The 20,045-nt window shown below is 45.7% G+C and carries 17 protein-coding genes; 12 read left to right on the top strand and 5 right to left on the bottom strand.

Annotated elements, in window-relative coordinates:
* Nucleotides 1–49 precede the first annotated feature (49 nt).
* The 4 genes from AB4517_RS13820 to hslR all read right to left on the bottom strand — a co-directional run bounded on the left by AB4517_RS13820 (nt 50) and on the right by hslR (nt 5,436).
* Entirely contained in the window at nt 50–2,020 is a 1,971-nt protein-coding gene (locus AB4517_RS13820; protein ID WP_372148496.1) for an AsmA family protein, read from the bottom strand.
* Between the two features lie 154 nt (nt 2,021–2,174).
* Nucleotides 2,175–3,800: a phosphoenolpyruvate carboxykinase (ATP) gene (pckA, locus tag AB4517_RS13815; protein ID WP_017062492.1), complete on the bottom strand. Its 1,626-nt coding sequence runs from the start codon at nt 3,798–3,800 to the stop codon at nt 2,175–2,177.
* 337 nt (nt 3,801–4,137) lie between these two features.
* Nucleotides 4,138–5,031, bottom strand: a complete 894-nt coding sequence (gene hslO / locus AB4517_RS13810) for an Hsp33 family molecular chaperone HslO (protein WP_017063067.1) — start codon at nt 5,029–5,031, stop codon at nt 4,138–4,140.
* 18 nt (nt 5,032–5,049) lie between these two features.
* Nucleotides 5,050–5,436, bottom strand: a complete 387-nt coding sequence (gene hslR / locus AB4517_RS13805) for a ribosome-associated heat shock protein Hsp15 (RefSeq protein WP_017062490.1) — start codon at nt 5,434–5,436, stop codon at nt 5,050–5,052.
* 331 nt (nt 5,437–5,767) lie between these two features.
* Here hslR and gspC point away from each other — a divergent pair, with 331 nt between their 5' ends.
* The 12 genes from gspC to AB4517_RS13745 all read left to right on the top strand — a co-directional run bounded on the left by gspC (nt 5,768) and on the right by AB4517_RS13745 (nt 17,300).
* Nucleotides 5,768–6,649 carry a type II secretion system protein GspC gene (gene gspC, locus AB4517_RS13800; RefSeq protein ID WP_017062489.1) on the top strand — a complete coding sequence of 294 codons (882 nt, stop codon included), beginning with the start codon at nt 5,768–5,770 and terminating at the stop codon, nt 6,647–6,649.
* A gap of 41 nt (nt 6,650–6,690) precedes the next feature.
* Entirely contained in the window at nt 6,691–8,715 is a 2,025-nt protein-coding gene (gene gspD, locus AB4517_RS13795) for a type II secretion system secretin GspD (protein WP_102428475.1), read from the top strand.
* Complete coding sequence (gene gspE / locus AB4517_RS13790) at nt 8,715–10,217, top strand: type II secretion system ATPase GspE (RefSeq protein WP_065585034.1); 1,503 nt, start codon at nt 8,715–8,717, stop codon at nt 10,215–10,217. Before gspD ends, gspE begins: the two co-directional genes overlap by 1 nt.
* A gap of 1 nt (nt 10,218) precedes the next feature.
* Nucleotides 10,219–11,439 carry a type II secretion system inner membrane protein GspF gene (gspF, locus tag AB4517_RS13785; protein WP_102320993.1) on the top strand — a complete coding sequence of 407 codons (1,221 nt, stop codon included), beginning with the start codon at nt 10,219–10,221 and terminating at the stop codon, nt 11,437–11,439.
* A gap of 88 nt (nt 11,440–11,527) precedes the next feature.
* On the top strand, nt 11,528–11,971 hold the full coding sequence (gene gspG / locus AB4517_RS13780) for a type II secretion system major pseudopilin GspG (RefSeq protein ID WP_017062485.1): 444 nt from the start codon (nt 11,528–11,530) through the stop codon (nt 11,969–11,971).
* Nucleotides 11,972–12,049: 78 nt separating this feature from the next.
* The gene (gspH, locus tag AB4517_RS13775; protein ID WP_017062484.1) at nt 12,050–12,643 is read left to right on the top strand and encodes a type II secretion system minor pseudopilin GspH; all 594 of its coding nucleotides are present in this window, start codon (nt 12,050–12,052) and stop codon (nt 12,641–12,643) included.
* On the top strand, nt 12,630–13,025 hold the full coding sequence (gspI, locus tag AB4517_RS13770) for a type II secretion system minor pseudopilin GspI (protein ID WP_017062483.1): 396 nt from the start codon (nt 12,630–12,632) through the stop codon (nt 13,023–13,025). The genes gspH and gspI overlap by 14 nt, the downstream gene beginning before the upstream one ends.
* Nucleotides 13,012–13,779, top strand: a complete 768-nt coding sequence (gspJ, locus tag AB4517_RS13765; RefSeq protein ID WP_372055319.1) for a type II secretion system minor pseudopilin GspJ — start codon at nt 13,012–13,014, stop codon at nt 13,777–13,779. Before gspI ends, gspJ begins: the two co-directional genes overlap by 14 nt.
* Nucleotides 13,763–14,812 carry a type II secretion system minor pseudopilin GspK gene (gene gspK, locus AB4517_RS13760; RefSeq protein WP_372148495.1) on the top strand — a complete coding sequence of 350 codons (1,050 nt, stop codon included), beginning with the start codon at nt 13,763–13,765 and terminating at the stop codon, nt 14,810–14,812. The genes gspJ and gspK overlap by 17 nt, the downstream gene beginning before the upstream one ends.
* Complete coding sequence (gene gspL / locus AB4517_RS13755; protein WP_372055315.1) at nt 14,781–16,010, top strand: type II secretion system protein GspL; 1,230 nt, start codon at nt 14,781–14,783, stop codon at nt 16,008–16,010. Before gspK ends, gspL begins: the two co-directional genes overlap by 32 nt.
* Nucleotides 16,011–16,030: 20 nt before the next feature.
* The gene (locus AB4517_RS13750) at nt 16,031–16,519 is read left to right on the top strand and encodes a type II secretion system protein M (RefSeq protein WP_019826466.1); all 489 of its coding nucleotides are present in this window, start codon (nt 16,031–16,033) and stop codon (nt 16,517–16,519) included.
* Between the two features lies 1 nt (nt 16,520).
* Nucleotides 16,521–17,300, top strand: a complete 780-nt coding sequence (locus AB4517_RS13745) for a type II secretion system protein N (RefSeq protein ID WP_372148494.1) — start codon at nt 16,521–16,523, stop codon at nt 17,298–17,300.
* Between the two features lie 83 nt (nt 17,301–17,383).
* Here AB4517_RS13745 and AB4517_RS13740 read toward each other — a convergent pair whose 3' ends face one another.
* On the bottom strand, nt 17,384–19,861 hold the full coding sequence (locus tag AB4517_RS13740; RefSeq protein WP_372148493.1) for a cadherin-like domain-containing protein: 2,478 nt from the start codon (nt 19,859–19,861) through the stop codon (nt 17,384–17,386).
* Nucleotides 19,862–20,045 lie beyond the last annotated feature (184 nt).

Below are 20,045 nucleotides of genomic sequence, written 5' to 3'. Positions count from 1 at the left end.
AGATACAGATACAGATACAGATACAGATACAGATTAAAGATACAAGGCGCTACTCCTGAGGAGTGGCGTTTTTTTGTTGGCAGTCGTTAATCTCCGAATACTCAGCTTGGGTGAGCTTTCCTGAGATTTGATGACATGGGTCCGATAGGGTAATCGAGAGGGTGTGTTGCTCAGCTTTAAGCAAGTCGAGTTCTCCAGAAGCCTCGCCATTGAGCGTTTGAACCCTTTGTTCGCCTTGCTCTGCTGATGATGCACCAATAATATGCATCGGTTCGAGAGTGAAGCGCCCACGGTCAAAATGCGCATTAAGCTCTGGAATTTCAAACACGTTATCAGTCGATGTTTCAGAAAGCTTGTCATTAAAGGTCATCACACCCTGGCGAACGCTGCCAATGAGTTGCCCTGTGGTTGAGTAACCGAGCATCAGTGAGTCGCCATATAAACCTGCGGCTTGAAGTTCAAACTCGCCATAGCCGGTTGCATCGAGTGGTAATTCAAGTCGCTGCAGCATAGGCGCAATGGGTAACCCATCGGCAGAAATATCTAAGCTCCATGGCTTGCTGATTTGGTTAAAATCGAGCGTTGCATTGGCTTCAATGTAGCCATTCCTGAGTGGTGCAAACAGACGAGTCAGCGTCCATTTTCCTTGTTCGCTATTCATCTCAACCACAGGCTGTGCGCTGAGAATATTTTGGTAGCTGGCATCATTGGCGCTCGCCATCAGCTTCCCTTGCCACAAGCCCAGTTTTCTATCTTGCAGCAGTTGAACTTGATGCCCCTCGACATGTAATCCAGAGACCTGCCAGTAAGGCGTTTGTGCTAGTTGGATAAGTTGGCTGCGTTCTATATTAAGTCGGTTAATCTCGACGTTCTGGAGCTGTGTGAGCCAAGGCAATAGGCGAGCGGCCGGTAGAGGGCTATCTTGGTTTTCGGTAATCCACTTGATGCCTTGCAGGTCGAGCTGCGCCAATTGAATGCTGCTAGGGGCGACTTCGCCATTGAGCTGAACAGTGCCCTGCAGGAATTGAGTATAGAAATCCTCAATCAGAATCCGGTTTGCTTCTAGGTTGAGCTTGAGGCTTGGCTCGATGAACATGTCATCATCAATGGTCACTCCTTCTGCCTGTAGAGAAAAAATGGCTTTCTGTTGTTTCCAGATTTCAAAAGGCAGTTGGATATTTTCTAATGAGGCATCAAAGGCAGCGAGGTGGCCATCTTGCCACTCTACGTCGCTACGCAGAATATCTAAGCTATTGATGTGATTAATCTTAATGCCTGCAACATCCCACTCTTTGCTTAGTAGGTTTTGGGTCTGTTTCTGATTGAGTCGTAAGCCATCGACGGTCACATTCACCAACGACCAATCTTGTTGATATTGTTCAGCTTGCCCAGAAATCTTGGCGCCACGCCAGTCAAACGAAGCACCATAAAGGGTGCTGTCACTCGGCTTGAGGTCTAGATCAATCAACAGATTATCGAATGCCTCACCTTGCCAATACAGTTGTGAGGCAGAGAGTTGGGTTTTTCCATAAGGTAGCAGCGAGTTATCGTTGTTCCACGTTGGGGCGGAGATCTGTAGGTCGATGCCTCGCGCATTAAACTCTGGCGTCGAAAAGTCGAGATTGTTGATGGCCAGCTGGTGGAGCTTGATGTTTGGTTGGGTAAATAAAGAAGTCAGTGTTTTTAGATCGTCTGCCTCTAATTGTAGGCCGCTGATCAAAACAGATTCAAAGACCAGTTTGGCCTCTGTCATCGAGCTGGGGCTGAACCAAAGATCGATCTTGTCGATATACAGAGGTGTTTGCTTTTTTGGTTGGCTTTGGGTAATGCCCATTAAGGTGATGTGATAAGGCGCCTGATACTCAACATCTTCAATGAATACAGGTTGTTCAATCGTATGTTTGATAAAAAAGTTGGCAACATCCGCACGGTATTGGGTCTGCAGGCTTAATAGCAGCGCTGCGATAGTTGCAACGGCGATAGCCAACACAATGCCGAACACCATGAATACCTTTTTCATTCCCTGAAAGCCTTAAATTTCAATAGTCTTAAAACAGAGTGGAACAAAAAGGGTCAAGCATCAACAAAAAAGCCCCTCAAAAGAGGGGCTTGCTACAAAAATATCATTTTAAATTGGGCGTTTGCTTTTGGCTAAGCCCGAGCAGATGGTTGGATTAGTCCAGTTGAGGACCAGCTGCAACCAGTGACTTACCTTCAGCGTTGTCTGTGTACTTATCAAAGTTGTTGATGAAGCGCTCGGCTAGATCTTTCGCTTTGCTTTCCCATTGTAGAGGGTCAGTGTACGTATCGCGTGGGTCAAGGATCGCTGGGTCAACATCGTGCAGCGCTAGTGGCACTTCTAGGTTAAACATAGGGATAACCTTAGTTTCAGCGTTGTCGATTGAGCCATCTAGGATAGCGTCGATGATGCCTCGCGTATCTTGGATAGAGATACGTTTACCAGTACCGTTCCAACCTGTGTTCACTAGGTAAGCTTCAGCGCCAGCTGCTTCCATACGCTTCACAAGCACTTCAGCGTACTGAGTTGGGTGGAGAGTTAAGAATGCCGCACCAAATGCCGCAGAGAACGTTGGCGTTGGCTCAGTAATACCACGCTCAGTGCCCGCTAGTTTTGCAGTGAAGCCAGATAGGAAGTGGTACTTCGTTTGCTCTGGAGTCAGTTTAGAAACGGGTGGCAGTACACCGAATGCATCAGCAGTCAGGAAGATAACCTTTTGAGCGTGACCGGCTTTTGATACTGGTTTAACGATGTTATCGATGTGGTGAATCGGGTAAGAAACACGAGTGTTCTCAGTTTTTGAACCGTCATCAAAATCGATAGAACCATCACCACGAACTGTTACGTTTTCTAGTAGTGCATCACGACGGATTGCATTGTAGATTTCAGGTTCTGCTTCTTTAGATAGACGAATCGTCTTCGCGTAACAACCACCTTCGAAGTTGAAGATACCATCGTCATCCCAACCGTGCTCATCATCACCGATTAGCTCACGCTTAGGATCGGTTGAAAGCGTAGTTTTACCTGTACCAGATAGACCGAAGAAGATGGCTACATCGCCTTTCTCGCCGACGTTTGCACTACAGTGCATTGAAGCAATGCCTTGCAGAGGAAGCAGGTAGTTCATCATTGCGAACATGCCTTTCTTCATCTCACCGCCGTACCAAGTACCACCGATGATTTGAACGCGCTCTGTTAGGTTGAAAGCAACGAAGTTTTCAGAGTTTAGACCCTGCTTTTCCCAGTTAGGGTTAGTTGTTTTAGCACCGTTCATTACCACGAAATCAGGTTCGAACGTTGCTAGCTCTTCGTCAGTTGGACGAATGAACATGTTCTTAACGAAGTGCGCTTGCCACGCTACTTCAGTGATAATACGCACGCTTAAGCGCGTATCAGGGTTAGCACCACAATAACCGTCGATGACAAACAGGCGCTTGCCAGATAGCTGAGTTGTCACAAGCTCTTTCAGCTCATTCCATACTTCAGTTGTAATCGGTTTGTTGTCATTTTTGCCTTGATCTGACCACCACATGGTATCGCGGGTCGTGTCATCTTTAACAATGTACTTATCTTTTGGTGAGCGGCCAGTAAAGATACCAGTGTCTACCGCAACAGAGCCTAGTTCCGTTACTACGCCTTTTTCGTAGCCTTCCAAACCTGGCAGTGTTTCTTCAACGAATAACTGCTCGTAGCTAGGATTACGAAGAACTTCAGTAACGCCAGTCAGTCCGTGCTTAGTTAGATCAATTTGTGCAGCCTTTGTATGTTCCATAACGGTCATAGGTGCTCCTTGTAGGATATTTTGTAGGGATTTTGTATTAATTTTTTATTGTTATCTGCTCACCATGCTAGCAACGAGACTCGGGGGAAACAGGGATATAGCTCAAAAAATATCCATATTAGCCATGGGGTTTTAAGCGTCTCGTCACATATTGGCCCAACTAGTCTATCCTGTACGCAAACCTTTGCGCTAGGGGCGAGAACATTATTAATTGATTAAAATTAAGCGGTGATTTTATTACGAGATGTTACGGAGTTTGCGCTATTTTGATCACAAAAAAGGCCAGCTGAGGGCTGACCTTTTTGGGGTAAATTACGTGTTTTTGGTACGCCGTAAATTAATGAACCGTATTGCTGCCTTTATCTGCTGCTTCTGCGTACAGTGCATCAACATCATTCTTGTCGAACGAGTAGTTTGTGCCACAGTAATCGCAGTGTAGACCAACGCTTCCTTCGGTGCTTAGGATGTCGTAGATCTCTTCTTGAGCAACAGTAATGATTGCTGCTGCACTTCGATCGCGTGAACAGCCACAGAAGAACTCAACCGGTTGTGGTGTGAATAGCTGTACTTTCTCTTGGTTGTACAAACGGTAAAGCAGTTCGTTCGCTTCTAGAGTGAATAGCTCTTCGTTTTTCACGGTGTCTGTTAGTTGCTCTAGGTGCTCGAAGTCGTCTGGAGTACCGGTGCCGTCAGGCATTACTTGTAGCAACATACCTGCAGCGTGTGCTTTGCCTTCATGCTCGCCAGTGCGCAGCCATAGACGAGTCTTAAGCTGTTCAGAGTTAGCGAAGTAGCCTTCAAGCACTTGTGCAAGCGTGTCACCTTCAAGACCAACGATACCTTGGTAACGCTCACCTTTCTTAGGATCGATAGTGATCACTAGATGACCTTTACCCATTAGGGCGTGTAGACCTGCGTCGTCTGCGATATCGCCTTCAAAGCGAGCAACACCACGGATCTTCTGATCGTGATCGCCATTGATAACTGCTAGAGATACTGGGCCGTCACCTTGCAGCTGCATCGTGATAGAACCTTCAAACTTTAGGGTCGCCGTTAGTAGCGTCGTTGAAACCAGTAGCTCACCCAACAGCTTTTGTACTGGAGCTGGGTATTCCTTGCTAGAAATAATCTGTTGGTACGCTTCGTCCATCTGTACCAATTCACCACGTACTGATAGGTCTTCAAATAGGTAGCGATTTAAAACATTACTTGTAGACATTGGGTCTGCCATTTGGCTATTCCTTCTAGCTTATTGAGTCTTGAACTTGATGATGTCACGACGTTGCTTTTTATCTGGGCGACGTTCTGGTGCTGGGCTATGAGCATTTAGCTTGCGCTGTTGTGCAAACTCTTCTCTTTTTGCCAAGCTTTCGGTGGTTTCTTCATAGAGGGTTTGAGCGATCGGAGCTCCACCACGATGGGCTGAGATTTTCTCGATCGTTACCGTCTTTTCTTCATTACCTTGGCGCAGTGTAATCACAGCCCCAAGTTCGACAATTTTACTTGGCTTGCTGCGCTGACCATTATAGTGGACTTTGCCACCATCGACCATGTTGCGAGCAATAGACCGGGTTTTGTAAAAACGAGCTGCCCACAACCATTTATCGAGTCTGACAGCTTCATTAGCAGTTTTCATATAGGGCTGTGCCTTATTAAGTGAGAAATGAATGCGGTTTAACTGTAACGAACAGTGCGCAACATGTTTTTGATGATGCTTATCACATTAAGTAGAAGCTTAAAGTGGAGGCGGTTGGCATTTTTTTCAAGTCATAATACAAAATAGCCATGTTATGCCGATTTATCGATTTGCTATGATATAGTTCAGGATCTTATTGCTTAAATAAGCTTGGTATCGAACGAATGAATAAAAAAGCTGAAAGTTTAATGATTTGCAGCGTTTGTCGTCATGAAAAGGGACTAGGAAAGTGAACTTTTTAGAGCTCAAAAATCGCGTAGGGAATTCTCCTATGTTGAGCCGCTTATTAGAGAATGGATTTGTACTTCAGCAGAAACTAAGCTTAGCGACCTGTTGTGTATTGATTGCAGCTTCCGCATGGATCTTAGGGCAGCTTGCATGGTTTATCGAACCTGCTGAGCAAACTATCGCGCCTTGGACAGCAACGGCTTCATCGTCTTCAGCACCTCAATCGACCCTTGATATCTCTTCTTTGCAGCAGAGCAACATGTTTGGTGCTTACAACCCAAGCACGCCCGCTGTGGTTGAACAGCAAGTTATCCAAGATGCGCCTAAGACGCGATTAAACCTCGTTTTAGTGGGTGCAGTCGCGAGCTCGAATCCAAAACTGAGCTTAGCGGTGATCGCCAATCGCGGCACGCAAGCGACCTACGGAATTAATGAAGAGATTGAAGGCACTCGAGCCAAGTTAAAAGCGGTATTAATCGACCGCGTTATCATTGATAACTCAGGACGAGACGAAACCTTGATGCTTGAAGGTATTGAGTACAAGCGTTTGGCTGTATCAGCGCCTGCGCCACCTCGTAGCTCTTCTTCGGTTCGTGGTAATAATCCGGCTTCAGCAGAAGAGAAGCTTGATGAAATTAAAGCGAAGATAATGAAAGATCCGCAACAAATCTTCCAATATGTTCGACTGTCTCAGGTGAAGCGTGACGATAAAGTGATCGGTTATCGTGTGAGCCCTGGCAAAGATTCAGAACTTTTTAACTCTGTTGGGCTCCAAAACGGAGATATTGCCACTCAGTTAAATGGACAAGACCTGACAGACCCTGCTGCTATGGGCAACATATTCCGTTCCATCTCAGAACTAACAGAGCTAAATCTGGTGGTCGAGAGAGATGGTCAACAACATGAAGTGTTTATTGAATTTTAAAACTTTGCGTCTAACGAAGGACGAAAGTGTAGGAGAAGTACGTGAAGCATTGGTTTAAGAAAAGTGCATGGTTATTGGCAGGAAGCTTGATCTGCACACCCGCAGCCATCGCGAGTGATTTTAGTGCCAGCTTTAAAGGCACTGATATTCAAGAGTTTATTAATATTGTTGGTCGTAACCTAGAGAAGACCATCATCGTTGATCCATCGGTGCGCGGAAAAATCGATGTACGCAGCTACGACGTATTGAATGAAGAGCAATATTACAGCTTCTTCTTAAACGTACTAGAGGTGTATGGCTACGCAGTCGTTGAAATGGACTCGGGTGTTCTTAAGATCATCAAAGCCAAAGACTCTAAAACTTCGGCGATCCCCGTTGTTGGTGACCGTGATTCAATCACTGGTGATAGCGTAGTGACGCGTGTAGTGACGGTTCGTAATGTATCGGTTCGTGAACTTTCTCCTCTGCTTCGTCAACTAAACGACAATGCAGGCGCGGGTAACGTTGTGCACTACGACCCAGCCAATATCATCTTGATTACCGGTCGTGCGGCGGTAGTGAACCGTTTAGCAGAAATCATCAAGCGTGTTGACCAAGCGGGTGATAAAGAGATTGAAGTCGTTGAGCTAAAGAATGCTTCTGCGGCAGAAATGGTACGTATCGTTGATGCACTAAGCAAAACCACAGATGCCCAAAACACACCAGCCTTCCTACAACCTAAATTAGTTGCCGATGAACGTACCAATGCGATCCTTATCTCAGGTGACCCTAAGGTACGTAGCCGTTTAAGAAGGTTGATTGAACAGCTTGATGTGGAAATGGCAACCAAGGGCAACAACCAAGTAATTTACCTTAAATACGCCAAAGCAGAAGATTTAGTCGATGTGCTGAAAGGCGTGTCGGACAACCTGCAATCAGAGAAGCAAACATCAACTAAAGGTAGCTCATCTCAACGTGACAAAGTGGTGATCTCAGCTCACAGTGATACCAACTCGTTGGTGATTACCGCCCAACCAGACATCATGAACGCGCTGCAAGATGTGATCGCGCAACTGGATATTCGTCGCGCTCAAGTCTTGATTGAAGCCCTAATTGTCGAGATGGCAGAAGGTGACGGTATTAACCTTGGTGTGCAATGGGGTAACCTTGATACTGGTGCTGTGATTCAGTATGGCAACACAGGTGCGTCAATCGGTGGCGTAATGGTTGGTTTAGAAGAAGCGAAAGACACTGAAACGACCACCGCAGTCTATGATGATAATGGCGCCTTTTTGCGTAATGAAACGACCACAGAATCCGGTGACTACTCAACGTTAGCTTCTGCTCTTTCTGGCGTTAATGGCGCGGCAATGAGCGTAGTGATGGGTGACTGGACTGCCTTGATCAGTGCAGTAGCGACCGATTCAAATTCAAATATCCTATCTTCTCCAAGTATCACCGTGATGGATAACGGCGAAGCGTCGTTCATTGTGGGCGAAGAGGTGCCTGTTTTAACTGGCTCGACCGCAGGCTCAAGTAACGATAACCCATTCCAAACGGTTGAACGTAAAGAAGTGGGTATCAAGCTAAAAGTCGTGCCACAAATCAATGAAGGTGACTCAGTTCAGCTGCAAATAGAACAAGAAGTATCGAACGTATTAGGCGCAAACGGGGCAGTAGATGTTCGTTTTGCTAAGCGTCAGCTAAATACGTCAGTGATTGTTCAAGACGGTCAAATGCTGGTGCTGGGTGGCTTGATTGACGAGCGAGCGCTGGAAAGTGAATCTAAGGTGCCGTTCTTGGGCGATATCCCTGTTCTAGGACACCTGTTCAAATCAACCAGTACTCAGGTTGAGAAAAAGAACCTAATGGTATTCATCAAGCCGACCATTATTCGTGATGGTATGACGGCCGATGGTATTACTCAGCGTAAATACAACTTTATTCGTGCTGAGCAGTTGTATAAGTCAGAGCAGGGCCTGAAGCTGATGGATGACGATAATATTCCAGTACTGCCTAAATTTGGCGAAAGCATGAATTACCCGGCTGAACTTCAAGCCTTCATTGATCAGATGGAAACAGAATAATGGCTGAATTGGTAGGGGCGGCACGTACTTATCAGCGCTTGCCGTTTAGCTTTGCGAATCGCTATAAGATGGTGTTGGAGTATCAACATCCAGAGCGCGCACCGATACTTTATTATGTTGAGCCACTGAAATCGGCGGCGATCATTGAAGTGAGTCGTGTTGTGAAAAATGGTTTCACGCCACAAGCGATTACTCTCGATGAGTTTGATAAAAAACTGACCGATGCTTATCAGCGTGACTCGTCAGAAGCTCGTCAGCTCATGGAAGACATTGGTGCTGATAGTGATGACTTCTTCTCACTAGCGGAAGAACTGCCTCAAGACGAAGACTTACTTGAATCAGAAGATGATGCACCAATCATCAAGTTAATCAATGCGATGCTGGGTGAGGCGATCAAAGAGGGTGCTTCGGATATTCATATCGAAACCTTTGAAAAGTCACTTTGTATCCGTTTCCGAGTTGATGGTGTGCTGCGTGATGTTCTAGCGCCAAGCCGTAAACTGGCTCCGCTATTGGTTTCACGTGTCAAGGTTATGGCTAAACTAGATATTGCGGAAAAACGCGTGCCACAAGATGGTCGTATTTCTTTGCGTATTGGTGGCCGAGCGGTTGATGTTCGTGTTTCAACCATGCCTTCTTCGCACGGTGAGCGTGTGGTAATGCGTCTGTTGGACAAAAACGCCACTCGTCTAGACTTGCACAGTTTAGGTATGACAGCAGAAAACCATGAAAACTTCCGTAAGCTGATTCAGCGCCCACATGGCATTATCTTGGTGACTGGCCCGACAGGCTCAGGTAAATCAACGACCTTGTACGCTGGCCTGCAAGAGCTTAACAGCAACGAACGCAACATCCTTACCGTTGAAGACCCAATTGAATTTGATATTGATGGCATTGGTCAAACACAAGTGAACCCTAAGGTTGATATGACCTTTGCGCGTGGTTTACGTGCGATTCTTCGTCAAGATCCCGATGTGGTAATGATTGGTGAGATACGTGACTTAGAGACCGCAGAGATCGCTGTTCAAGCCTCTTTGACCGGTCACTTAGTGATGTCGACCCTTCACACCAATACGGCAATCGGTGCAATTACGCGTCTGCGTGATATGGGCATCGAACCCTTCTTGATCTCTTCTTCGCTGCTGGGTGTTTTGGCTCAGCGCTTGGTTCGCACCCTGTGTAACGACTGTAAAGAACCTTACGAAGCGGATAAAGAACAGAAAAAACTGTTTGGGTTGAAGAAGAAAGACAGCCTAACGCTTTACCATGCCAAAGGGTGTGAAAGCTGCAGTCACAAAGGCTATCGAGGCCGTACCGGTATTCATGAACTCCTGATGATTGACGATTCGGTACAAGAGCTGATTCACAGTGAAGCTGGCGAACAGGCAATTGAGAAAGCAATTCGTGGCACAACACCAAGTATTCGAGATGATGGCTTGAGCAAAGTTCTGAAAGGGGTAACGTCCTTAGAAGAAGTGATGCGAGTGACCAAGGAAGTCTAGTATGGCAGCATTTGAATACAAAGCGCTGGATGCCAAGGGTAAGAGCAAAAAGGGCTCGATTGAAGCGGATAACGCTCGTCAGGCTCGCCAGCGCTTAAAAGAACAAGGCTTGATGCCGGTTGAGATGACCGAAGCTAAAGCTAAAACGACGAAAGGTGCACAGCCTTCGACCAGCTTTAAGCGTGGTATCAGCACGCCAGACCTTGCTTTGATTACTCGCCAAATTTCCACCTTGGTGCAATCAGGCATGCCGCTAGAAGAGTGCTTGAAAGCCGTGGCGGAGCAATCTGAAAAGCCACGTATTCGAACCATGTTACTGGCGGTTCGTTCGAAGGTAACGGAAGGTTATTCGCTAGCCGATAGCTTGGCTGATTACCCACATATCTTTGATGAACTGTTTAGAGCCATGGTCGCGGCTGGTGAGAAATCGGGTCACTTAGATGCGGTATTGGAGCGACTGGCTGATTACGCAGAAAACCGTCAGAAGATGCGCTCTAAGTTGCTGCAAGCGATGATCTACCCTGTGGTGCTGGTGGTGTTTGCGGTGACGATTGTTTCGTTCCTGCTGGCAACCGTGGTACCTAAGATCGTTGAACCGATTATCCAAATGGGCCAAGAACTTCCTCAATCGACACAATTTTTATTGGCATCGAGTGAATTTATCCAGAATTGGGGCATCCAATTACTGTTGTTGATCATCGGTGTGATTGTGTTGATTAAGACCGCTCTGAAAAAGCCGGGTGTTCGCATGAGTTGGGATCGCAAGCTATTAAGCATTCCACTGATCGGCAAGATCGCGAAAGGAATTAACACCTCTCGTTTTGCACGAACACTCTCTATCTGTACCTCGAGTGCGATTCCTATCCTTGAGGGGATGAAGGTTGCGGTTGATGTAATGTCGAATCACCATGTGAAGCAACAAGTACTGCAGGCGTCAGACAGTGTTAGAGAAGGGGCAAGCCTGCGTAAAGCGCTCGATCAAACCAAACTCTTCCCTCCAATGATGCTGCATATGATCGCCAGTGGTGAGCAGAGTGGTCAGTTAGAGCAAATGCTAACAAGAGCGGCAGATAACCAGGATCAAAGCTTTGAATCGACCGTGAATATCGCGTTAGGTATCTTTACGCCAGCACTTATCGCTTTGATGGCAGGCTTAGTGCTGTTCATTGTGATGGCGACTCTGATGCCGATGCTTGAAATGAATAATTTGATGAGTGGTTAACCAACTGCTCATAAGACGTTAGTTTTTGGATGAGCGAGAAGAAGGACACTATTACCTTCAACTCGCTGTCTGTAATTTGGAGAAAATAATGAAAAACAGAATGAAGAAACAATCAGGCTTTACCCTATTAGAAGTGATGGTTGTTGTGGTTATCCTTGGCGTATTGGCGAGCTTTGTTGTACCTAACCTATTGGGTAACAAAGAGAAGGCTGACCAACAAAAAGCCATCACTGATATTGTGGCGCTAGAGAACGCGCTAGATATGTACAAACTGGATAACAGCGTTTACCCAACAACGGATCAAGGTCTTGATGCATTGGTTTCTAAGCCAAGCAGCCCAGAGCCTCGTAACTACCGCGACGGTGGCTACATCAAGCGTCTGCCAAACGACCCATGGGGTAACGAGTACCAATACCTAAGCCCTGGTGATAACGGCACTATTGATATTTTCACTCTTGGTGCTGATGGCCAAGAAGGTGGTGAAGGTATTGCGGCGGATATCGGCAACTGGAACATGCAGGATTTCCAATAAGCTTCAGCTTATTGTTTGATTCGTTATTGATGCTTGATACGTTATTGATGGTAGGGCGTAAACAGATGGAGTCTAAAGGTGAAAACTAAGCAAACACAGCCAGGTTTCACCTTGATTGAGATTCTCTTGGTGTTGGTACTACTGTCAGTAACGGCGGTTGCGGTGATCGCGACCATTCCTACCAATAGCAAAGATGTTGCTAAAAAATACGCTCAAAGCTTTTATCAGCGAGTTCAATTACTCAATGAAGAGGCTATTTTGAGCGGCTTAGATTTTGGCGTTCGAGTTGATGAAAAGAAATCGACCTATGTACTGATGGCGCTTAAGTCTGAAGGCTGGCAAGAAGTCGATTTTGAAAAAATCCCCTCTTTAACTGAACTACCGGAAGAACTCGCATTGTCACTGACCTTAGGTGGTGGCGCATGGGAAGACGATGATCGGTTGTTCAACCCAGGAAGCTTGTTTGATGAAGATATGTTTGCTGATCTTGAAGAGGAAAAGAAGCCGAAACCACCACAGATCTACATCTTGTCGAGTGCTGAAATGACGCCATTTGTATTGTCGTTTTATCCAAATACCGGAGACACCATACAAGATGGTTGGCGTATTCGAGTATTGGACAATGGTGTGATTCGACTGCTAGAACCGGGAGAAGAAGATGAAGAGGAATAACCGTTCTCCTTATCGTTTTCGTGGTATGCCCCTTGGTTCTCGAGGAATGACGCTGCTTGAGGTATTGGTTGCGCTCGCTATCTTTGCGACTGCGGCGATCAGTGTGATTCGTGCTGTTACTCAGCACATCAATACCCTCAGTTATCTCGAAGAAAAAACCTTCGCGGCTATGGTCGTTGATAATCAAATGGCTTTGGTGATGCTGCATCCTGAGAAGCTAAAAAAAGCGCAGGGCACACAAGAGTTGGCCGAGAGAGAGTGGTTTTGGAAGGTCACGCCAATCGATACTAGCGATGATTTATTAAAGGCGTTTGATGTGAGTGTGGCAACCAGTAAACAAGCTTCTCCAGTGGTCACGGTGCGCAGCTATGTGGTCAAGTAAAAGCGTGTCGTTAGCTCAGAGCAAGTCGCTAAGTAAGAGCATGTCCGCCAATAAGCGTGTGTCTCGTACACAAGGTCTATCTTCGAACGGGAGAGGCTTTACCTTAATTGAGGTTTTGGTCTCGATCGCTATCTTTGCCACGTTAAGCATGGCGGCTTATCAGGTAGTCAATCAGGTTCAGCGCAGCAACGAGCTTTCAATCGAGCGTAGTGCTCGTTTAAATCAACTGCAACGTAGCTTAGTCATTTTAGATAATGATTTTCGCCAGATGGCGGTGCGACAATTTCGTACCAACGGTGAAGAAGCATCATCTAAGCTGATCTTAATTAAAGAGTATTTACTGGATTCCGACAGCGTTGGCATCATGTTTACTCGCCTTGGCTGGCATAACCCACAGCAGCAGTTTCCTCGCGGAGAAGTCACCAAAGTGGGTTACCGCATTAAAGAAGAAACGCTTGAGCGTGTGTGGTGGCGCTACCCCGATACCCCTGCAGGCCAAGAGGGTGTGATTACGCCTTTGCTTGATGATGTTGAAAGCTTGGAATTCGAGTTTTATGACGGAAGCCGCTGGGGGAAAGAGTGGCAAGCCGACAAATCGCTACCGAAAGCGGTAAGGTTAAAGCTAACCTTGAAAGATTATGGTGAGATAGAGCGTATTTATCTCACCCCTGGTGGCACGCTAGATCAGGCCGATGATTCTTCAAACAGTGACTCTTCAAGTAGTAATGAGGGGAATAATGACTCATCGAACTAATAAGTTTGCACTGACAAGGTCTGCCATGGGGCGCAAGCAGCGAGGTGTTGCGCTGATCATTATCCTGATGCTACTGGCGATAATGGCAACCATCGCAGGCAGTATGTCGGAACGCCTGTTTACTCAATTTAAGCGCGTGGGCAATCAACTGAGTTACCAACAGGCTTACTGGTACAGCATTGGTGTCGAAGCGCTGGTGCAAGACGGCATTAGGCAAAGCTACAAAGACAGTGATACCGTCAACTTGAGTCAACCATGGGCGTTAGAAGAACAGGTATACCCGTTGGATTATGGTCAAGTTAAAGGCCGTATTGTTGATGCTCAGGCATGTTTTAATCTCAATGCGTTGGCTGGTGTGGCGACGACTTCAAGTAACCAAACACCTTATTTAATTACGGTTTGGCAAACCTTGTTGGAAAACCAAGATATTGAGCCTTATCAGGCCGAGGTTATCGCATATTCAAGCTGGGAATTTGTTGATAGTGATACCCGAACCACCTCTTCAGCAGGTGTCGAAGACAGTACTTATGAGGCGATGAAGCCATCTTATTTGGCAGCGAATGGCTTAATGGCCGATGAGTCCGAGCTACGCGCGGTTTATCAAGTCACGGGTGAGGTGATGAATAAGGTTCGCCCCTTTGTTTGTGCTTTGCCGAGCGACGATTTCCGTTTGAATGTGAATACTCTTACGGAAAAGCAGGCGCCGTTATTGGAAGCGATGTTTGCCCCCGGCTTAAGTGAATCGGATGCCAAACAGCTGATAGACAAACGCCCATTCGATGGTTGGGATACGGTGGATGCGTTTATGGCTGAGCCTGCTATTGTGGGTGTGAGTGCCGAAGTCAGCAAAAAAGCGAAAGCATATTTAACTGTAGATAGCGCCTATTTTGAGCTAGATGCAGAGGTATTAGTTGAGCAGTCACGTGTACGTATACGGACGCTTTTCTATAGTAGTAATCGAGAAACAGTGACGGTAGTACGCCGTCGTTTTGGAGGAATCAGTGAGCGAGTTTCTGACCGTTCGACTGAGTAGCGAACCACAAAGCCCTGTGCAGTGGTTAGTTTGGTCGACAAGCCAACAAGAAGTGATAGCAAGTGGCGAACTGTCTAGCTGGGAGCAGCTGGATGAGTTAACGCCTTACGCTGAAAAGCGTAGCTGTATCGCTTTATTGCCGGGAAATGAATGCTTAATTAAGCGTGTTGAGATCCCGAAAGGTGCTGCTCGCCAGTTCGATTCTATGCTGCCGTTTTTATTAGAAGACGAAGTCGCACAAGATATCGAAGACTTACACCTGACTATTTTAGAGAAAGACGCAACGCACGCGACAGTGTGTGGTGTGGAACGTGATTGGCTTAAGCAGGCGCTGGATACTTTCCGCGAAGCGAACATTATCTTTCGTAAAGTATTGCCTGATACCTTAGCGTTGCCTTTAGAAGATCAGGGCATCAGTGCGCTGCAGATCGACCAACATTGGTTATTGCGTCAAAGCAACTATCAAGCAGTGTCGATCAATGAGGCGTGGCTAGCGATGTTCTTACAAAGCGATTGGGTTGCCTTAGATGACGAAGAGCAATCACCAACGATTTTTAGCTACACCGCACTGCCAAGTGATGACGTTCAACTGCAAAGTGGCATTGAGTGGCAAGCTAAACCTGCGGAACTGGTGATGTCTTTACTGAGCCAACAAGCCATTACAAGTGGCGTAAACTTACTGACTGGCACCTTTAAAACCAAATCTTCATTCAGTAAGTACTGGCGTGTATGGCAAAAAGTAGCGATCGCAGCTTGTTTGCTGGTGGCGGTGATCGTCACTCAGCAAGTCTTAAAGGTTCAGCAGTACGAAGCACAAGCCGAAGCGTACCGAACGGAGAGTGAACGTATTTTTAGAAGCGTACTTCCGGGCAAGCAACGTATTCCGACGGTCAGCTACCTTAAGCGTCAGATGAACGATGAAGCCAAGAAATATGGCGGCTCAGGCGATGGTGATTCTTTATTGGGTTGGTTAGCATTGCTGCCTGAAACCTTAGGTCAGGTGAAATCAATTGAAGTCGAAAGCATTCGCTACGATGGTAATCGTTCTGAGATTCGACTCCAGGCGAAAAGCTCTGACTTCCAACATTTTGAGACCGCAAGAGTGAAGCTCGAAGAGAAATTTACCGTCGAACAAGGTCCATTAAACCGTAATGGCGATGCCGTATTTGGCAGCTTTACTCTTAAACCCCATCAATAACCTGCGTAAGGAGATCAGTGATGAGAAATATGATTGAGCCACTCCAAGCGTGGTGGACTTCAATAAGTCAAAGAGAGCAACGATTAGTGATTGGTTGCTCAATTCTATTGGTGGTCGGTGTCGTTTATTGGGGGCTAATCCAGCCACTCAGTCAGCGAGCTGAACTTGCGCAGACCCGCATTCAAAGCGAGAAGCAACTACTGGCTTGGGTAACCAATAAAGCCAATGAAGTGGTTGAGCTACGAGGCAGTGGCGGCATTAGTGCCAGTCAACCTCTGAATCAATCTGTGCCTGCTTCTATGCGTCGCTTTAATATCGAGCTGATACGTGTGCAACCACGTGGCGAGATGTTGCAAGTGTGGGTAAAACCTGTGCCTTTTAATAAGTTCGTTGACTGGCTTACATACCTGAAAGAAAAACAGGGTGTTGAGGTCGAGTTTATGGATATTGATCGCTCTGATAACCCAGGGGTTATTGACGTCAACCGACTACAGTTTAAACGAGGTTAATGTGAAACGCGGTTTATCTTTTAAGTATGGCCTGCTCTTCAGTGGCATCTTTATCGTCTTTTTCTCGGTCAGTTTGTTGCTGCACTTGCCGGCTTCTTTTGCTCTAAAGCAGGCACCTGCTGTGCGCGGTTTGAGTATCGAAGGCGTTGAGGGCACCATTTGGCAAGGCAGCGCTAACAACATCGTGTGGCAGCGCATTAATTACGGTTCAGTGCAGTGGGATTTCCAGTTTTCTAAGTTATTCCAAGCCAAAGCAGAACTGGCGGTTCGTTTTGGTCGTAACAGTGACATGAATTTATCAGGTAAAGGGCGTGTCGGGTACAGCATGAGCGGCGCATATGCAGAAAACTTAGTGGCTTCAATGCCTGCTATGAACGTGATGAAATACGCTCCAGCCATTCCAGTACCGGTTTCTATTGGTGGGCAAGTTGAACTGACGATTAAGCATGCGGTTCACGCTCAGCCTTGGTGTCAATCTGGCGAAGGTACATTGGCTTGGTCTGGTGCCGCAGTCGACTCTCCTGTTGGTTCGTTAGACCTTGGTCCTGTGATTGCGGACATAACCTGTGAAGACAGCACAATTGCAGCGAAAGGCACTCAGAAGAGCGATCAGGTAGACAGTGAGTTCTCAGCGAGCCTAACACCTAACCAACGCTACACGTTGGCAGCATGGTTTAAGCCGGGGGCGGAATTCCCGCCAGCAATGCAGAGTCAGCTTAAGTGGTTGGGCAACCCTGATAGCCAAGGTAAGTACCAGTTTACTTATCAAGGCCGTTTTTAGTGCTTTGTTAAAAAGTGAACGAGTAAGAGAAAGGGCGGTAGAATTAAATTCTATCGCCCTTTGGTTTATCAGGGGGGGGGACACTAGTCAGCGTAGTATTTACTTTCTAGCATTTTTTCTGCGTAGTTTTGCGTTGGCTGAGATGATTTCAGGACTTGGCTACTATAAGCTGCAGCAGGAGTAGTAGCGGAGTCAGGAGTAGCCGCGGAGTCAGGGTCAGTTGTTGACCATTGATTTATTGGAGTTAGGCTGAAACTTAGGTTGTCGCTTACTTCAATTTCAAATACATACCACCAACGTTCTGCATCTCCCTCTGGTGGAGTAAACACAGTGCGATTACCGTCTAAAATGATTTCTACTTTTGTCTCTCGGCGCTGAATATCGCCGGTTCCAGAGTACTTGTATACGCCATAACGATAAGTTCCAGGAACAGTAAAGTCAGGAATGGTCACAACTTCTGGGCCATAACTACTTGTATCATCAACATCTAAGAAAATATTATTGCCAGATTGATTGAAGTTCTTATTGCCATAGTAAACGTGGAATCGACCATCTTCACCATTTGGGCCATAGAAGTGTGTATCTAAGTCTCTAGGGTTTTGTCCCCAGGTTAGTTGGATCTTGGTTGTAGCATCATCAAGGGTTAAGCACTCATTCATGGTTTCATCACGTGAATCGGTGTGTATAGTTTCTGTGCGACTTTGATACTGGCTTTCTGCAGAGATCAGCACTGTACTATCTTGTCTAACCGGTATTCTAAAGTTACCTTGAGCATCACTATAGGCAGATGAGCGACCATTATAGTTAACACCTTCCGAACGAATCCTTGCATTGGCAATTGATTGATTTTCTTTGTCAACGACACAACCATCAACGTATACAGTTTCATAAATTCTATCTGCATTCCATGTTGTGAAGTGAGTAACTTCCCCAACATAGAATCCATCGTCTAAAGTAGCGGTACCGTCTTCTACCCAAATACCTTGTACTTCATCGTAATAGAAGAGTGGGATTGTGGCTGGTGGATTCGAACCTGACGCAGGGATTCTAACTTGTGCGGTTTTACCATCTGCTAATTGTAGCTCATTGCCTTCACTATCAGTAAAGGTTGCAGTGACCGCACCAAAAGATTCAATCAGAACTGTTTCTCCTGAAGGAATCTCAGTAACCATTTCGCCAGGCATCAAATCAATATCCAACGATGGATCGATTACGAATAGTTCGGAACTAATTTGTCCAGTTACGGCTTCCCCTTGCGCGTTCACGAAGCTCTGAGCTTCTACTGAAACAAGAGTTTCATTATCGACTTGTAGATCTGAAGCGACTTGACTATCGAAGTTAACATTTGCGTGAATTGTCGGTAGATACAAGTTTATTGCCGTACCGATATCTGAAAATTGCTTAGATTCTGAAGCTTCAGAAAAGCCTATAGCATCAGCCGATACAATAATTGCTTTATTGGTATCTAAATCAGTGTCTAATACCTTAATACTGTATTTACCTGATGCGTTAGAATTTCCTTCGGCTAAAACAGCTCCATCATTCGAAATTTTGACGACGCTATCTTCAATCGCTGTATTCTCATAATAGCTAGAGACTTCACCTTGTACCGTGTAGTAGAACAATTCAGAGAGTTTGAAAGTGTTTTGCGCAATTACGGCGCCATCTTCTAAGCCATCTTGAACCTTCAAAACGATGTCGTCGTGAATGATTGAGGCAAGAACAGAAGAAGATATCGTCAGTTCTCCGGTCTCTGAAACAGACAGCCCATTAGGCGCGTTGGTCAAAGAGAACTGAATATCAGAACCATTGTTTTCATCGTCTGGATCGGTGACTTGAACTTGAAAAGATAGTGATTCACCAGCTTCTACACTTAAGCTAGCAAAAGACTCTATTTGTACAGGGTCGTTGACTGCTGAAATTATTACAATGCCACTATTACTGATAGTAAATTCTTCATCTGAAACACTAAAAGATAAGTTCGCATCGCCATTGTAATCTTGCAATGCTGTAAGAGTAATCGAGTCACTGTTTTCTGTAATAGTTATGGCTGGGTTATCAATTGATAAGTTTGTAATTGTTAAAATACTAGAGTCGACATCTGTCACATTACTTAGAAGAGTTGCATGAGAAATAGTAAGAGCAACATCTTCATTAGTATTAAGCTGTAATGGTGTCTCTGCTACCGGAGTGTCGTTGACAGGCGTTACAGTTATTGAAAATGTTTGAGTGTCAGATAGGTTTGTATCACTTGAAGCGACGGCCTTAACGGTGATCTCACCAGATGTAAGGATACCTTCTAGTGGTATCCATGTGAGCAAACCATCACTGCTTAAAGTCATACCAGTAGGTATATTGGTTGCAGAGTAGGCCACGGGTTCTGAATGGTTTGTTGATAGTTGATATTGGTATTGAATGTCTTCTGTGGCGGTTGTACTTGCCGTAGAGTTGATTTCAAATGATGAGCTTGGTGGTGTTTGTGGGCTATTATCTGAACTGTCGCTACCGCATCCTGATAGAATTAGAGCGATGGTACTAGCTAGCAAACTAAGACGTTTCATGGAGTATCCATTCCTATTTATTATTAAGTTGCTTTTTATAGATAGGAATGGAACTAACATCAAATCATTTGTATAGAAAATAGTTGCCCATTGAACTTTATTCACATTTTATATTTTAAAGTTAGGGTGAGGTCTCAATGTTATGTAATTGATAAAACTAATCTTTACCCTGAAGTATTTCTGC

This window comes from Vibrio sp. 10N.222.52.C3, assembly GCF_041474195.1.
In the GTDB taxonomy this organism is placed as follows: Bacteria; Pseudomonadota; Gammaproteobacteria; order Enterobacterales; family Vibrionaceae; genus Vibrio; species Vibrio crassostreae_C.
The sequence above is the reverse complement of the archived record's forward strand: the minus strand, read 5'-3'. Positions and strand labels throughout refer to the sequence as shown.

Coding starts and splice junctions, on each gene's coding strand:
- AB4517_RS13820 (WP_372148496.1), bottom strand. CDS start 2,020: ATGAAAAAGGTATTCATGGTGTTCGGCATTGTGTTGGCTATCGCCGTT.
- pckA (WP_017062492.1), bottom strand. CDS start 3,800: ATGACCGTTATGGAACATACAAAGGCTGCACAAATTGATCTAACTAAG.
- hslO (WP_017063067.1), bottom strand. CDS start 5,031: ATGGCAGACCCAATGTCTACAAGTAATGTTTTAAATCGCTACCTATTT.
- hslR (WP_017062490.1), bottom strand. CDS start 5,436: ATGAAAACTGCTAATGAAGCTGTCAGACTCGATAAATGGTTGTGGGCA.
- gspC (WP_017062489.1), top strand. CDS start 5,768: ATGTTGAGCCGCTTATTAGAGAATGGATTTGTACTTCAGCAGAAACTA.
- gspE (WP_065585034.1), top strand. CDS start 8,715: ATGGCTGAATTGGTAGGGGCGGCACGTACTTATCAGCGCTTGCCGTTT.
- gspF (WP_102320993.1), top strand. CDS start 10,219: ATGGCAGCATTTGAATACAAAGCGCTGGATGCCAAGGGTAAGAGCAAA.
- gspG (WP_017062485.1), top strand. CDS start 11,528: ATGAAAAACAGAATGAAGAAACAATCAGGCTTTACCCTATTAGAAGTG.
- gspI (WP_017062483.1), top strand. CDS start 12,630: ATGAAGAGGAATAACCGTTCTCCTTATCGTTTTCGTGGTATGCCCCTT.
- gspJ (WP_372055319.1), top strand. CDS start 13,012: ATGTGGTCAAGTAAAAGCGTGTCGTTAGCTCAGAGCAAGTCGCTAAGT.
- gspK (WP_372148495.1), top strand. CDS start 13,763: ATGACTCATCGAACTAATAAGTTTGCACTGACAAGGTCTGCCATGGGG.
- AB4517_RS13750 (WP_019826466.1), top strand. CDS start 16,031: ATGAGAAATATGATTGAGCCACTCCAAGCGTGGTGGACTTCAATAAGT.
- AB4517_RS13740 (WP_372148493.1), bottom strand. CDS start 19,861: ATGAAACGTCTTAGTTTGCTAGCTAGTACCATCGCTCTAATTCTATCA.